9 protein-coding genes are annotated in these 15,762 nt (G+C 67.3%); 5 read left to right on the forward strand and 4 right to left on the reverse strand.

Annotated features, from left to right (window positions below):
- The 3 genes from BFF94_RS00005 to BFF94_RS00015 all read right to left on the reverse strand — a co-directional run.
- The coding region (locus BFF94_RS00005; protein ID WP_219138798.1) for a type VI secretion system Vgr family protein at positions 1-2,335 on the reverse strand (2,335 nt) is incomplete at its 3' end.
- On the reverse strand, positions 2,336-2,605 hold the full coding sequence (locus tag BFF94_RS00010; RefSeq protein WP_128845706.1) for a PAAR domain-containing protein: 270 nt from the start codon (positions 2,603-2,605) through the stop codon (positions 2,336-2,338).
- Positions 2,606-2,757: 152 nt separating this feature from the next.
- Entirely contained in the window at positions 2,758-3,690 is a 933-nt protein-coding gene (locus BFF94_RS00015; protein WP_128845704.1) for a LysR family transcriptional regulator, read from the reverse strand.
- A 205-nt stretch (positions 3,691-3,895) separates the two neighbouring features.
- Between BFF94_RS00015 and BFF94_RS00020 the strand changes: the two genes are divergently transcribed.
- The 4 genes from BFF94_RS00020 (at position 3,896) to pdeR (ending at position 12,383) form a co-directional block, all read left to right on the forward strand.
- A complete protein-coding gene (locus tag BFF94_RS00020; RefSeq protein ID WP_128845698.1) occupies positions 3,896-4,669 on the forward strand; it encodes a putative hydro-lyase in 774 nt (257 codons plus the stop codon).
- An 88-nt stretch (positions 4,670-4,757) separates the two neighbouring features.
- A complete protein-coding gene (locus BFF94_RS00025; RefSeq protein WP_128845695.1) occupies positions 4,758-6,056 on the forward strand; it encodes an MFS transporter in 1,299 nt (432 codons plus the stop codon).
- A 118-nt stretch (positions 6,057-6,174) separates the two neighbouring features.
- Positions 6,175-9,819 (forward strand): hydantoinase B/oxoprolinase family protein, encoded by a 3,645-nt coding sequence (locus BFF94_RS00030; RefSeq protein ID WP_219138799.1) that lies wholly within the window; start codon positions 6,175-6,177, stop codon positions 9,817-9,819.
- 560 nt (positions 9,820-10,379) lie between these two features.
- Positions 10,380-12,383 (forward strand): cyclic di-GMP phosphodiesterase, encoded by a 2,004-nt coding sequence (pdeR, locus tag BFF94_RS00035; RefSeq protein WP_128846501.1) that lies wholly within the window; start codon positions 10,380-10,382, stop codon positions 12,381-12,383.
- Positions 12,384-12,431: 48 nt separating this feature from the next.
- On the opposite strand, the gene BFF94_RS00040 is transcribed toward pdeR, so the two are convergent.
- Complete coding sequence (locus BFF94_RS00040) at positions 12,432-13,295, reverse strand: crotonase/enoyl-CoA hydratase family protein (RefSeq protein ID WP_128846498.1); 864 nt, start codon at positions 13,293-13,295, stop codon at positions 12,432-12,434.
- Between the two features lie 475 nt (positions 13,296-13,770).
- On the opposite strand from BFF94_RS00040, the gene BFF94_RS00045 reads away from it, so the two are divergent.
- Complete coding sequence (locus BFF94_RS00045; protein WP_128841498.1) at positions 13,771-15,741, forward strand: APC family permease; 1,971 nt, start codon at positions 13,771-13,773, stop codon at positions 15,739-15,741.
- Positions 15,742-15,762: the final 21 nt, after the last annotated feature.

Raw genomic sequence — 15,762 nt, forward strand, 5'->3', positions numbered from 1 at the left:
CCTCTGCCGCATGCAGATGGATACTGTCGGTCGTGCTCGTGATCTGGATTGCCTTTTTAGCGGTCACGTCGACACCATCGGTCTGCGCCTCGATACGCACTTTCCCAGCGGCGGCGACGAGTGCCATGCCTGCCTTGTGTACGAACAGCGAGAACGTATTCGATATGCTCGCGAACAGCGAACGCCCCACGGCGATCCCGACATGCCGGCCACTTGTCACCGCGACATCCTCACCGCTTGCGATATGAGCGCTACGCTCGGCCACCAGACTGATGCCAGCCGGCCCAGCCAGCACAATATCGGCCTCCATCAACTCCGGGAACTCGTCCGGGCCGGCTGGCGTATTGCCTCTGATCGCATCGTTGCGTGCCTTGAGCGCCCGAGTCACGTCGCTCTGATCCGTGCCGCGTTGTTGTGCGTCGTGCTGTTGCGCCAAATCCGTGAGGCTTTCCTGTAGTTCGCGCGCCCGCGTGAGTCGGCCGATGGCCTCTTTGGCGTCCTTCGCGTGACCGGGGCCGCCCGGTTGACCGTCTGTCGACACGAACAAACCCTTCAACGCCCGAACAACGCCCCAATCGTCAGTGCGAAGGTCAAAGCCTTTGCCGCGCGCATCGGCGCGCCCCTTCTTTCGGGTGATACGCCGAAGGTTGCCGAGACTCAGCAGGGACGCGCCCGCGTCGCTGGCTATCTGCGTCTGGATTTGCTCCCGCGTATCATCGATTGCCACGTGGCCGGATGCGGTGCCGTGGAATTCCTTGCCGCGCAGTACCGACAGCGCATGATTGTGCGGCAGGTCCAACGCAGGCTGGCGGAGCGCGTTGACGGCACTGCCGATAATCACCGGTAAATCCGGATCACCGTAGTAGTGCGACACCGCCACTTCATGACCGATGCGCGGAATGAACGTCGCCCCCATATCCACGCCTTGCCACGGCGACAGCGCGCGCAGCCAGATGCCTGAGTTCTCGTCGTGCTGGCCTTGCCGGTCCCATTGAAACTGCACCTTGACCCGGCCGTATTGGTCCGTCCAGATTTCCTGCCCGGCGGGGCCAACCACGATAGCCTTCTCAGGCCCGCTCATGATGGGCTTGCGGACGCTGCGCGCTAGCCGGAACGGCTCATTCGTCGGCAGCAGTTCGAATTGTGCGTCAACGCGATAGGTCTGGGCGCCGCTGGTCCGTCCCGCGACTTCCTCAATGTCGAGCGCGCACGATACAACGAGGTATTCACGGTTCGCTGCCTGCTGCGGATAGCCGGTCAACGTAAAGGTGTGGCCGACCGTGAGGCCGCGCAGATTGCCCTGGCCGTTCGCACGCCGCCCCGCGCAGCGGTGCGCCTCAAGCTGCACTTGCGCGAAGTGCCGCGCCTCCCGCTCCGTATCGTTCGGCTGGCCCGTCAGCCCTTGCGCGCCCGCGAGCGGCTGACTGTAATCGCCCCAACCGTAAATCTCGCCGTCGGCGCTTGCGGTCGGGCGAGGGTCTTCCGCCGTGGCGGCCAGATTGGCGCGCGGGCGGGTGTAGTCGTAGTCCGTCACGATCACGTGCCCCGGCGTCAGTCGGCTGATCACGGACAGCGCGTGAATGTGTTCCTCATCGATACGCTGACCATCGGGCGGCAGATAACGCAGCATCTCATAGGCCGCGCCGTGCGGATGATGGCCGCCCATCGAGTCGCACAAGACCAGACGGTGATGGCCATCGTCGTGCTCGAACCACCACCAGATCCCCCATTCTTCCCAGAGGCGTTGCAGAAACGCCCAGTCCGATTCAAACGCCTGCCGCTGCACGTCGCGTTTTGGATAAACGCCCCGGAATGCGCCCAGACGCTTATCGACGCGGTAGGGATATTTCGAAAGCACCGCGTCGGTGATTTCGACGACGGTCATATCCTGAAAGAGACGGCAATCCTGCGTCAGCGTCGCGCGATAGAGCCACGGGCGCAGTTCCAGCTCGTACAGAATCGAATCGCGATCCTGACCGGCAAGCCGGGCCACTTCGACCAGCCCGGTTATCTCACGCGTTCCCGCGCCGATGTTTCCGAGTCCGACGCCATCGGCCAGCCCCGGAATAAACTGCCCGTTGCCTTCGAGTTGGATCGATACGGTGACTTCCGTGCCGACCACCTTGTCCAGATCGTGATTGGCCGTGCGACTGGGGGAGACCGCATAAGCGTCGTCGGTGCGCAGCGTAACGACGTAGCGGCATTCATCGAGACGGCCGATGGTTTCGGTGCCGTGCAAGCGCACTGGAACGAATACCGGCAGCGCGTCCATCCCATAGGTCGGCAACGCTGCGCCCGTGATGGACAGCGTGTGAGCCTGAGTAAACATCGCCATTTACGCTGCCCCCGTTGTTCGCTGACCAATGACGGTCGCACCGCAACCGGTATTGTCGCCGTGGTAACCAACACGTCGACCGCGATGCGTACGCTGGCCACTCGCCAGCAACGGGAAAACGCCACCACATTTCGGGCACGTCACGCCGTGGCCGTCCAGCGCCACCCCCACGCCGAGATGCTTCAGATCACCGGCGGCTTCGGTGACGGTGCCGCCATGATCGGTGGCGTCTCCCAGGCGAACCATTTCATGGCCTTGTGCATTCTTCATCAGCGATCTCACATATCACGTGGATCGAGATTGATAACGTGAAAATGCAGCGACGCCTATGGGATGAATACGATTTTTCCGACTTTGACTTTCGTTAAACAAAAGGTGTTCATTTTGCGCGCGGCTATGTCGACCTGCGCCATTCCACCGCTTCAAAGCGCCTCAACCAGCCGCCGCGTGCTCTTCTCGCAATACTCGTGACACGCGGCGCGCGCAGCGATCGACGCGCCATGCACGAACCTCGGCGCATCCGCGCGCCGCGACATCGACACGACGATCGACGGCGGCGACGGCTGCAGCGGCAGCTCGACGACTTCGCCGCTTTCGATCAGCGCATCGACGAACAGCACCGGAATCGCGGCGACGCCGAAGCCGTCGCGCACCAGCTGCACGATCACCGAGATCGACGGCGACCCGGTAATGCGCGTGTCCGACAGCGGCACGCCGTGCGCGTGCGCGAGCGTGCGAACGATATCTTCCAGCGCGCGGTGGGGCGCGGTGCCGCGCCCGTAGGTCAGGATCGGCTGGCGCAGCACCTGCCGCGCGAGGCCCGTGCGCGTGTTCGGCAGCAGCCCCGTGCGCGCGATCCAGCGCACCGGGTAGTTCGCGAGCGCGTCGCAGACGACCGACGCCTCGTCGCTGCCTTCCACGCGGATGATCAGGTCGAGCTCGCCGGCCATCAGCCGGCGCTGCAGCACGACGCTGACATCGACGGTCAGGTCGATCTCGAGCTGCGGATAGTCGGCCGCCAGCCGGCGCATATAGTGCGGCAGCCAGCTGTGCACGACGGTTTCGATCACGCCGAGCCGCAGCTTGCCGCGCAGCGCGCTCTCGCCGGACGCGGCGGCCTGCAGCTCCTGCGTCGCCTCGACCACGGCTTTCGCATAGCCGAGCAGGTACTCGCCGTTCGGCGTGAGCCGGAATTCGCGGCTGTCGCGGTCGACGAGCACCGTCTGCAGTTCGTCCTCGAGCGCCTTCAGGCGCTGCGAGATCGCGGCCGGCGTCGCATGCAGCGCGGCGGCCGTCGTGCGGAAGTTGCGCAGCTTCGCGAGCACGACGAAGGTTTCGAGAAAACGCGTGTTCATGGCGGTCGGGCGGACGGTGGATGCGCAGCTTGCCGGTGACGAAAAGTGAACGGGACCGGGGAAAACCCCGAGATCCGTTAAGAAATTCTATACACGAAGCGCAAAAAAACTCGTTGGCGACAAAATTTTTTCTTTTCTATTCTTGGCCGTATCCGATGACACGAAGCGGTCATCCCGACGACACACCGATCTGCGACCGAACATCATGACGCCTTCCGAATTCCGCCAGTCCGTGCGCCACGGCGCATTCCGCGGCCCGACCGCCGGCCACTGCGGCCCGTTCGCGCAAGCGAATCTCGCGATCCTGCCCGATGCGTACGCGCACGATTTCCTGCGCTTTTGTCAGGCGAACCCGAAAGCGTGCCCGCTGCTGGGCGTCGGCGAACCGGGCGCGTTCCGGCTCGACGCGCTCGGCGAGGATCTCGATATCCGCACCGACGTGCCGAGCTACAACGTATACCGCGACGGCCGTCTGACCGAACGCGTCGAGTCGCTGGAAGCGCTGTGGCGCGACGATTTCGTCGTATTCGCGATCGGCTGCTCGTTCTCGTTCGAGGAGATGCTGGCGCGCGAAGGGATCGGGCTGCGCCACGTCGAGGAGGGTCGCAACGTGCCGATGTACCGCACGTCGATTCCGAACCGCCGCGCGGGGATCTTCGGCGGCCAGCTCGTCGTGTCGATGCGGCCGATGCGCGGCGCCGATGCGATCCGCGCGGTGCAGGTCACGAGCCGGTTCCCGGGCGTGCACGGCGCGCCGATCCATCTCGGCCACCCGCAGGAACTGGGTATCGCGGATCTGAACGCGCCCGAATTCGGCGACGCGGTGACGATCCGCGACGGCGAACTGCCGGTGTTCTGGGCGTGCGGCGTGACGCCGCAAACCGCGCTGATGGACGCGAAGCTGCCGATCGCGATCGCGCATACGCCCGGCCACATGCTGATGACCGACATCACGAACGCGTCGCTGGCCGTGTTCTGATCCGGCAAACGGCCACGCACACGACACACGCCCGACACACCGCACACCCGACCACCATCCGACGGCGCATCACGACAGGAGCACCACCATGGAAAGCAAGACTCTCGCGGCACCCGCCGCCGAGCCCGCGAGCCGAGCGCGCAACGGCCTGTTCTCGTGGTACGGAGATGCGCAGCCGCGCGAGCGCCGCGCGTTCTGGAGCTGCAAGGTCGGCTACATGCTCGACGGGATGGACACGCAGATGCTGTCGTTCGTGATCCCGACGCTCGTCGCGACCTGGGGCATCTCGCTGGCGGACGCGGGCTTCATCGGCACGGTCACGCTGCTCGCGTCGGCGCTCGGCGGCTGGATCGCCGGCATCCTGTCCGACCGGATCGGCCGCGTGCGCACGCTGCAGCTCACCGTGCTGTGGTTTGCCGTGTTCACCGCGCTGTGCGGGCTCGCGCAGAACTATCACCAGTTGCTCGCGGCACGCGCGCTGATGGGCTTCGGCTTCGGCGGCGAATGGACGGCCGGCGCGGTGCTGATCGGCGAAGTGATCCGCGCGCGCGACCGCGGCAGGGCGGTCGGCCTCGTGCAGTCGGGCTGGGCGATCGGCTGGGGGCTGTGCGCGCTGCTGTATGCGCTGCTGTTCTCGGTGCTGCCGGCCGATCAGGCATGGCGCGCGCTGTTCCTCGTCGGGCTGGCGCCCGCGCTGCTGGTCGTCGCGATCCGCCGCTACGTGAAGGAGCCGGACGTCTACGAGAAGGAGAAGGCCGCGCAGGCGAAAGTGGCCGATGCGCCGCGCCTCACGGAGATCTTCGCGCCGAAGCTGATCACGACGACGCTGCGCGCGGCGCTGCTGACGACCGGCGCGCAGGGCGGCTACTACGCGATCACGACGTGGCTGCCGACCTTCCTGAAGACCGAGCGGCACCTGACCGTGATGGGCACCGGCGGCTATCTCGCGATGATCATCTTCGGCTCGTGGGTCGGCTACCTGACGAGCGCGTACCTGACCGACCGCCTCGGCCGCAAGCCGAACTTCATCCTGTTCGCGGTCGGCTCGATGGCGATCGCGTTTGCCTACACGTCGCTGAACCTGACCAACGCGTCGATGCTGTGGCTCGGCTTCCCGCTCGGCTTCTTCGCGTCGGGCATCTTCTCGGGGATGGGCGCGTTCCTCACCGAACTGTTCCCGACCCGCGTGCGCGGCTCCGGCCAGGGCTTCTGCTACAACGTGGGCCGGGCGATCGGCGCACTGTTCCCGTTCCTGATCGGCGCGCTGTCGAAGCAGTACGGGCTCGGCACCAGCATCGGAATCTTTGCGGTCGCCGCGTACGGCGTGGTGGTCGTCGCCGCGCTGACGCTGCCCGAGACACGCGGCCGCGAACTCGACGCCGCGTAAGCGGCGGGGCGGCCGGCCCTTCGTTTTCCTTCCCTTTCATCGACACCGTGACACGGCGCGCGACGCGCGCCGTGCGGCGGCGCTCGTCCTCGATTCAACGACGCATCGACCCGACATCATGACTGACCGACACCTTTCCCCCGTTCCCTCCGACGCGGCGCGCTGGCAATTCTGGATCGACCGCGGCGGCACCTTCACCGACATCGTCGCGCGCCGGCCCGACGGCACGCTCGTCACGCACAAGCTGCTGTCGGAGAACCCCGAGCAGTATCGCGATGCGGCCGTGGCCGGCATCCGCCACCTGCTCGGCCTCGCGGCAGGCGAGCCGATCACGCCCGAGCGCGTCGACATGGTGAAGATGGGCACGACGGTCGCGACCAACGCGCTGCTCGAACGCAAGGGCGAACGCACCGCGCTCGCGACGACGCGCGGCTTTCGCGACGTGCTGCGCATCGCGTACCAGAACCGGCCGCGCCTGTTCGATCTCGACATCGTGCTGCCCGATGCGCTGTACGAGACGGTCGTCGAGATCGACGAACGCGTCGGCGCGCACGGCGACGTCGTCGTGCCGCTCGACGCACCGGACGCCGAAGCGTCGCTGCGACGCGTGTTCGACTCGGGCGTGCGCGCGCTCGCGATCGTGCTGATCCACGGCTATCGCCATACCGCGCACGAACGTGCGCTCGCGGAGCTCGCGCGCCGCATCGGCTTCACGCAGGTATCGGTGTCGCACGAGGTGTCGCCGCTGATGAAGATGGTGTCGCGCGGCGATACAACTGTCGTCGACGCGTACCTGTCGCCGATCCTGCGCCGCTACGTGGAGCAGGTCGCGCACGAGATGCCGGGCGTGAACCTGCAGTTCATGCAGAGCAGCGGCGGGCTGACGCGCGCCGACGCGTTCCAGGGCAAGGACGCGATCCTGTCGGGCCCGGCGGGCGGCATCGTCGGGATGGTGCGCGCCGCGCGCGCGGCCGGCTTCGCGCAGGTGATCGGCTTCGACATGGGCGGCACGTCGACCGACGTGTCGCACTACAACGGCGAGTTCGAGCGCGTGTTCGAGACGCAGGTGGCCGGCGTGCGGATGCGCGCGCCGATGATGAGCATCCATACGGTCGCCGCGGGCGGCGGCTCGGTGCTCGGCTTCGACGGCGCGCGGCTGCGCGTCGGGCCCGAATCGGCCGGCGCGAACCCGGGGCCGGCCGCGTACCGGCGCGGCGGCCCGCTGACGGTCACCGACTGCAACGTGATGCTCGGCAAGATCCAGCCCGATCATTTCCCGCGCGTGTTCGGCCCGCATGCGGACGAACCGCTCGACCGCGACGGCGTGGTCGCGAAGTTCGCCGCGCTCGCCGACGAGATCCACGCGGCGACGGGGCGGCGCGAGACGCCCGAGGCGCTCGCCGAAGGCTTCCTCGACATCGCGATCGGCAGCATGGCGAACGCGATCAAGAAGATCTCCGTGCAGCGCGGCCACGACGTGTCGCGCTACGTGCTGACGACGTTCGGCGGCGCGGGCGGCCAGCATGCGTGCGGCGTGGCCGACGCGCTCGGCATGACGCAGGTGTTCGCGCATCCGCTCGCGGGCGTGCTGTCCGCATACGGGATGGGCCTGGCCGACCAGACCGCGATGCGCGAGCGCGCGGTCGAGGCCGTGCTGTCCGACGCATCGCTGCCGGCGCTGGACGCGGCGCTCGACCGGCTGGCCGACGAGGCCGTCGGCGCGCTGCTCGAACAGGGCGTGCCGCCGGAGCGGATCGCGACCGAACGACGCGTGCACCTGCGCTACCAGGGCACCGATTCGGCGCTCGACGTGCCGGCTGGCAGCGTCGACGCGATGCAGCAGGCGTTCGAGGCCGCGTACCGGCAGCGCTACGCGTTCCTGATGCCCGGCACGCCGCTCGTCGCCGAGCTGGCCTCGGTCGAGGCGATCGGCCGCTCCGACGCGCCGGTGGAGACCGCGCCGCTCGCGCCGCGCGAAGCGGGCGACGGCGCCACGCCGCGCGCCGATTCCGCCGTGCGCTTTTATTCCGGCGGCCGGTGGCACGACGCGGCGCTCTACGTGCGCGACACGCTGCTCGCCGGCGACGCGATCGACGGCCCGGCGATCGTCGCCGAGAAGAACGGCACGACCGTCGTCGAGCCCGGCTGGCGCGCGGAGATGACCGCGCAGGGCAACCTCGTGCTGACGCGCACGACGCCGCTGCCGACGCGCCGCTCGCTCGGCACCGACGCCGACCCGGTGCGGCTCGAGATCTTCAACAACCTGTTCATGTCGATCGCCGAGCAGATGGGGCTGCGGCTGCAGAACACCGCGTACTCGGTGAACATCAAGGAGCGCCTCGACTTCTCGTGCGCGATCTTCGACGGCGACGGCAACCTGATCGCGAACGCGCCGCACATGCCCGTGCACCTCGGCTCGATGGGCGAGAGCATCCGCACGGTGATCGAGCGCAACCGCGGCCGCATGCGCGACGGCGACGTGTTCATGCTGAACGACCCGTATCACGGCGGCACGCACCTGCCGGACGTGACGGTCATCACGCCGGTGTTCGCGGACGGCGCGGACGCGCCGCTGTTCTACGTCGGCTCGCGCGGCCACCACGCGGACATCGGCGGCACGACGCCGGGCTCGATGCCGCCCGATTCGACGCATATCGACGAGGAGGGCGTGCTGATCGACAACTGGCAGCTCGTGTCGGCCGGCGTGCTGCGCGACGCCGACACCCGCGCGTTGCTCGCGTCGGGCCGCTACCCGGCGCGCAACGTCGAGCAGAACATGGCCGACCTGCGCGCGCAGGTCGCCGCGAACCAGAAGGGCGTCGACGAATTGCGCCGGATGGTCGCGCAGTTCGGCCGCGACGTGGTGCTCGCGTTCATGGGACACGTGCAGGACAACGCGGAAGAAGCCGTGCGGCGCGTGATCGGCGCGCTGCAGGACGGCGCGTACCGCTACCCGCTCGACAACGGCGCGGAGATTCGCGTCGCGATCCGCGTCGACCGCGCGGCGCGGCGCGCGGAAATCGATTTCACCGGCACGTCCGCGCAGCTCGACAACAACTTCAACGCGCCGAAGGCCGTCTGCATGGCCGCCGTGCTGTACGTGTTCCGCACGCTGGTCGGCGACGACATCCCGCTGAACGCCGGCTGCCTGAAACCGCTCACGGTGATCGTGCCGGCCCGCTCGATGCTGAACCCCGAGTATCCGGCGGCGGTCGTGTCGGGCAACGTCGAGACGTCGTCGGCGATCACCAACGCGCTGTACGGCGCGCTCGGCTGCGTCGCGTCGAGCCAGGGCACGATGAACAATTTCACATTCGGCAACGCTCAGCACCAGTACTACGAGACGATCGCGGGCGGCAGCGGCGCGGGCGACGGCTTCGCGGGCGTCGGCGCGGTGCAGACGCACATGACGAACTCGCGGCTCACCGATCCGGAGGTGCTCGAATGGCGCTACCCGGTGCGGCTCGATTCGCACCGGATCCGCGCCGGCTCGGGCGGCGGCGGGCGCTGGCGCGGCGGCGACGGCGCGGTGCGGCGGATCCGCTTCCTCGAGCCGATGACCGCGTCGATCCTGTCGAACAACCGGATCCATGCGCCATTCGGCGCGGCGGGCGGCGAAGCCGGCGCGCTCGGGCGCAACACGATCGAGCGGGCGGACGGCACGGTCGAGGCGCTCGACCATATCGGCCGCGCGCAGATGGCGCCGGGCGACGTGTTCGTCGTCGAAACGCCGGGCGGCGGCGGATACGGCGCGGCGGGCTGAACCGTGCAACCGGCGCGGACACCCGCGCCGGTACGCGGAAAATATTGCAACGGACTGTGGAATAAAACCGCGCATTCACGCACGAACCGAATCAAAAATGACGGAAAGCCGGGTCGCCGGAATGCGATCCGACCCTGCCGCCACGGTCCAGAAGTAGATTTGGCCCCTATTACTGAATTGACCGGAGACGCCCGCCCGGCGGGGCATTCAGACCGTCCCGCCAACCCGTTGCGCGCCGCCGCCCGCGCGTTCGTGCATGCTGCCAATCATGAAAAATCCGGCTTGCCAATCGAGTCCCGATTCCTTGACACTCTGCTCTAAATGTGAGTGCCAATTCTGATCGTCATTTGATAAGATGACTTCATCATTCGTTTGGCAGAACCTGCGCGCGTCATGCGCGAACGCCGGGTCGCATTAGTTGGAAACAAGTACGGACGAGGGCCATCGTCACGGCCATCACGGCCGACCAGCCGGGAGCGCGCGACGCGCGGCCCGGAAGGGCGGGCGGTCGGCTCGCCTCCGTCTACACTGTGCGTTTTTTTCTGGATCGGGGCGGCTCCATGGATGACGAAAACGATAGCGCGGTGCTCGAGGCGCACGTCGGGACCCGCAGCCCCTGCTGGCGTCTCGGCAGCGACAGCAATGCGCTCGAACTGGCCGCCGTGCGCGGCCTGACCAACGTCGCCGTTGCGCTGACGGTCGAGCAGGCCGCGCGCATTCGCGCGCTGACGGGCGTCACGTCGCACCTCGTGCTCGAGATCGTGCTGTTCGGCGAGTCGGTCAGCCTGCATCTCGTCGGCAAGAAGGTCGACACGACCGACTGGGCCGGCACGGCCTGCGCCTATTCCGATGCGGTGTCCGTCGCGTGCGATCTCGGGCACGGGCTCGCGTTCGCCGAGCAGGTCGTGTCCGAAGTGAATTCGCTCGTCGTGATCCTCGACCGCAACGGCATGGTGCAGCGCTTCAATCGCCTGTGCGAGGAGGTGACGGGCAAGCGCGAGGTCGACGTGATCGGCCGCAGCGCGTTCGAGCTGTTCATGAGCCCCGAGCAGGGCGCGCAGTCGCGCACCAACATCACCGGCTTTTTCGCGAGCAACTGTTCGTTCGCGGTCGAGCGCTACATCAACACGGTCAACGGCCCGCGCCTGTTCCAGTTCCGCAACAAGTTCGTGCAGAGCGGCAGCGGCGTGGAGGAGCAGTTCCTGATCTGCTCGGGCATCGACGTCACCGAGGAGCGCAATGCGCAGCAGCGGCTCACCGAACTGGCGAACACCGACGTGCTCACCGGGCTGCCGAACCGCCATGCGATCAGCGAGCGCATCCACGCCGCGATCGCCGCGGAGACGGCCGCGTCGCGCGGCCAGGTCGGCATCCTGTTCCTCGACCTGGACAACTTCAAGCGCGTCAACGATCACTACGGGCACATCACCGGCGACCGCCTGCTGCAGGACGTGTCGGGAATCATCGGCGGCTGCCTGCCGTCCGGCGCGACGCTCGCGCGGCTCGGCGGCGACGAATTCCTCGTGCTGTTCGAGCACGGCACGCGGCCGCTGCTCGAAGCGACCTCGCAGATCATCCTCGAACGGCTGCGCACGCCGATCCACCTCGGGCTGATGGAGGTCTACACGAGCTGCTCGATCGGCATCGCGATGCATCCGCAGCACGGCGATTCGCTCGAGACGCTGATCCGCAGCGCGGATACGGCGATGTACGTCGCGAAGGAAGAAGGCAAGCATACGTACCGCGTGTTCTCGCTGGAGATGAACCAGAAGGTCGCGAAGTACATGTGGCTCGACACGAACCTGCGCAAGGCGCTCGAGGAAGAGCAGTTCGTGCTGCACTACCAGCCGGTCGTCGATATCGCGACCGGCGACGTGCACGGCGTCGAGGCGCTGATCCGCTGGCAGTCGCCCGATCGCGGGCTGGTCGCGCCGATCGAGTTCATCCGCTTCGCGGAGGAGTCGGGGCTGATCGCGCCGCTCGGGCGCTGGGTGATGCGCACCGCGGCCGCGCAGGCCGCCGCGTGGAAGACGAAGGGGCTCGACATCCGGATCGCGGTGAACATGTCCGCGCGGCAGTTGCAGGACATGAACATCGTGCACCAGCTCGCATCGATTCTCGACGGCGCGGGGCTGAAGCCCGGCCTGCTCGACATCGAGCTGACCGAGAGCTGCTTCATCGAGGACGAGGATGCGGCCATCGGTCTGATGCGGCAGTTCCGCCAGCTCGGCGCGGAGATCCATCTCGACGATTTCGGCACCGGCTATTCGTCGCTGTCGCAGTTGTCGCGCCTGCCGCTCGATGCGATCAAGCTCGATCGCACGTTCATCACGGGCATCGACCGCAATCCGCGCTCGCAGGCGCTGGTGCGCTCGGTCGTGTCGCTCGCGAAGGCGCTGAATTTCGCGGTGGTCGCCGAAGGCGTCGAGACGCATGCGGAAGCCGAATTCCTCAAGCAGCTCGACGTCGATCACGCGCAAGGCTACTACTTCGCCCGCCCGATGCCGGCGCAGGCGTTCGAGGCGTGGCTCGCGGAGAGGAGAAAGCTCAGGCTGATCGCCTGAGCCTGGTTCCCGCGCAGGCGCCGCCGGCAAGCGGCGGCGCCGGTCGCACTACACCGTGCGTAGCTTCGACACGCGCCGGTTCTGCAGCATCACGAGGCGTTCCATGTACGCGAGATCCTTCAGCTCGATCGTGAACGCCGCATGGACCCACGCTTCCGTGATGTCCATCAGCTCCGAGCGCGACAACTGGAACACGCGCTCGCGTGCGCGCAGCATCGCGCGCACGCCGTTCAGCTTCGGCTTCGTCACGTCGATGAAGGTGCGCGTCGCGAGATACGCGTCACCGGCGTCGAACGTCTGGTCGATCAGCCCGCAGTCCTCGTACCACTCGGCCGCATGCGTTTCGCCGGTCGCGATCAGCGATTCCGCGAGGCCGCGGTCCGCCTTGCGCGCCACCAGCGAATAGCCGCCCATGCCCGGGAACAGGTTGAACGCGATCTCGGGGAACCCGAGCTTCACGCCCTTCTGCGCGAGCACGTAGTGATGCGCGAGCGCGGCCTCGAAGCCGCCGCCGAGCGCGCTGCCCTCGACCATCGCGATCGAGATCGCCCCGGTGCCGAAGCCCGTGTAGATCTCGTACACGCCGTCGATGCACGAGCGCGCGTAGGCCATCAGCTGATCGCGCCTGCCGCTGCGGATCGCGTCGACGAAGAAGCTCAGGTCGCCGCCGACATTGAACAGCTCGGGGACGAGCGAGCCCGTCACCCAGAAGTCGAACTTGAGGCCCGAGTCGCGTGCGACGCGCGCGAGATGGATGATGTCGGTGACGAGTTGTTGGTTAAAGCACGGCCGCGGCTCCGATCGCAGCATCATCCACATGATGTTGCGACCTTCTTCGTAAAAGGCAGTCAGTTGCGAGAGTTCGCCGGCTTCATAAAACGGGCGGCACGCCGGATGGGATTGGAGTTGCATGGTATGTCCTCGTTGGATGTGGTTATTGACGACCGCGCGCCCGGTGCCGTGCGGGAGACGGGTTTCCCGCACGGCGCCGGGCGCGAGGCATCGCCATTGTTGCGCGCGCACAAAAGTCGAATTGCGGGGAACAACGCACGACCGGGACGCGGGTGACGATTGCGTTCGTGCGGACGGGGCGGGCGGCGACGGGTTGGGGGGGCGGGTATCGGAAGGCGGGTCGGGAGGCGGCGGCCGGCGCGCCGGGCGGGCCGATCTGAACGGGGGGAAGGCGGCCGGGGCAGGTTCGCCGTATTGCGCGAACGCGTGCAAACGGCCGATCCGGCGTGCGGCCGCCGGCGCCGTTCGCTTACGCGCTGAAAGCGGCGCCGGCCCGCCGGACAAGCCCTATGGAATATGCGGACTGGCGCCGCGCCCGTGCGTCGATTAGCGTTAGAGGATCGCGCCGCCGCGCCGGGCGTTTCGGGAGGGGACCATGACCGCATTCCAGAGGGTGTGGCAGTTGCTCGTCGGAAAGCCGCTGGACCCGCTCGATCCGCGCACACGGCATGCGATCGCCGTGACGCCGCTGCTGGCCTGGGTCGGGCTCGGTGCCGACGGCCTGTCGTCGTCGTGCTACGGCCCGGAAGAGGCGTTCCTCGCGCTGGCGCAGCACACGCCGCTCGCACTGTTCCTCGCGCTCGCGACGGCGGCGACCGTGTTCATCATCGCGCTCGGCTACAACCAGGTGATCGAGCTGTTCCCGACGGGCGGCGGCGGCTACCGCGTCGCGACGGCGCTGCTCGGGTCGAAGCCGGGGCTCGTGTCGGGCGCGGCGCTGCTGGTCGACTACGTGCTGACCGTCGCGACGTCGCTCGCGAGCGGCGTCGACGCGTTCTTCAGCCTGCTGCCGGTCAGCGCGCAGGCGTTCAAGCTCACGGTCGAGATCGTGCTGATCGTGCTGATGACGGGGCTCAACTTCCGCGGGATGCGCGAATCGATCATGGTGCTGCTGCCGATCTTCATCGGCTTCGTGATCCTGCACATCGCGCTGATCGTGTATGGCGTCGCCGTGCACGGCAGCAACCTCGCGATGATCGTGCCCGACGCCGTGCACGAGGCGCACGGGATGTCGCAGTCGGTCGGCGTATTCGTGATGCTCGCGTTGCTGATGCGTGCGTTCTCGCTCGGCGGCGGCACCTATACGGGCCTCGAGGCCGTGTCGAACAACGTGAACATGCTTGCCGATCCGCGCGTGCCGAACGGCAAGGTGACGATGTGGTACATGTCGACGTCGCTCGCGTTCACGGCCGGCGGCATCATCCTGCTGTACATGCTGTGGCACGCGCGGCCCGTCGAGGGCGAGACGCTCAACGCGGTCGTGTTCGGCCGCGTGATCGATCATCTCGGGCTCGGCTCGGCGTTCGCGCGTCATGCATTGCTCGCGGCCGTGCTCGCGTTCGAGGCCGGGCTGCTGCTGGTCGGCGCGCAGACGGGCTTCCTCGACGGCCCGGCCGTGCTGTCGAACATGGCGTCGGATTCGTGGGTGCCGCGCCATTTCCGCGACCTGTCGACGCGCCTCGTGCGGCAGAACGGCATCATCGTCGTCGGCCTGTCGAGCCTGCTGATCCTGCTGTGGACGCACGGCAACGTCGACGTGCTCGTCGTGCTGTACAGCATCAACGTGTTCCTCACGTTCAGCATGTCGCTGCTCGGGCTGTGCACGTACTGGTGGCGCCATCGCAGCGAGCGCGGCTGGTTCAGGCACTTCTTCCTGTCCGCGCTCGGGCTGAGCGTGACGGCGACCGTGCTCGTCATCACGCTGATCGAGAAGTTCACGGCGGGCGGCTGGCTCACGGTGCTCGTGACGAGCGCGGTGATCGCGCTGTGCTTCATGATCAACCGCCACTACGCGGAGACGCGCGTGCAACTCGCGAAGGAAGATGCGCTGTTCTCGGGGAAGCCGCCCGAAGTCGACGAGGCGAGTGCGCCGGGCAAGCCCGATCCGTCGCAACCGACGGCCGTGCTGCTGGTCGGCAAGCATCGCGGCGCGAGCATGCACGCGCTGCTGTGGGTCAACCGGCTGTTTCCCGGGCACTTCCGCAACGTGATCTTCCTCGCGGTCGGCGAGGTCGATGCGAAGGCGTACGAAGGGCACGAACATCTCGAACGGCTGCGTCACGCGATCACCGAATCGCTCGACTACTATGTCGCGCACTGCCGCCGCAACGGCATCGCGGCCGACTACCGGATCGCGTTCGGCACGAATCCCGTCGTGGAATTCATGAACCTCGCGTCGGCGACGCTCGACGCGTATCCGAACGCCGTGTGCTTCGCGAGCAAGCTGATTTTCCGGCGCGTGAATTTCCTGACCGCATGGCTGCACAACCAGACGCCGGTCGAGCTGCAGGCGCGCCTGCATGTCGAGGGCAAGCAGATGGTGCTGCTGCCGATGAATGTCGGCTAGCGGCGCACGTCACCCGACGCG

Source organism: Burkholderia catarinensis, assembly GCF_001883705.2.
Lineage (GTDB): Bacteria > Pseudomonadota > Gammaproteobacteria > Burkholderiales > Burkholderiaceae > Burkholderia > Burkholderia catarinensis.

Bases quoted from the DNA above. Each gene is read 5' to 3' on its own strand.
- BFF94_RS00010 (WP_128845706.1), bottom strand. From the start codon at position 2,605: ATGAAGAATGCACAAGGCCATGAAATGGTTCGCCTGGGAGACGCCACC.
- BFF94_RS00015 (WP_128845704.1), bottom strand. From the start codon at position 3,690: ATGAACACGCGTTTTCTCGAAACCTTCGTCGTGCTCGCGAAGCTGCGC.
- BFF94_RS00020 (WP_128845698.1), top strand. From the start codon at position 3,896: ATGACGCCTTCCGAATTCCGCCAGTCCGTGCGCCACGGCGCATTCCGC.
- BFF94_RS00025 (WP_128845695.1), top strand. From the start codon at position 4,758: ATGGAAAGCAAGACTCTCGCGGCACCCGCCGCCGAGCCCGCGAGCCGA.
- BFF94_RS00030 (WP_219138799.1), top strand. From the start codon at position 6,175: ATGACTGACCGACACCTTTCCCCCGTTCCCTCCGACGCGGCGCGCTGG.
- pdeR (WP_128846501.1), top strand. From the start codon at position 10,380: ATGGATGACGAAAACGATAGCGCGGTGCTCGAGGCGCACGTCGGGACC.
- BFF94_RS00040 (WP_128846498.1), bottom strand. From the start codon at position 13,295: ATGCAACTCCAATCCCATCCGGCGTGCCGCCCGTTTTATGAAGCCGGC.
- BFF94_RS00045 (WP_128841498.1), top strand. From the start codon at position 13,771: ATGACCGCATTCCAGAGGGTGTGGCAGTTGCTCGTCGGAAAGCCGCTG.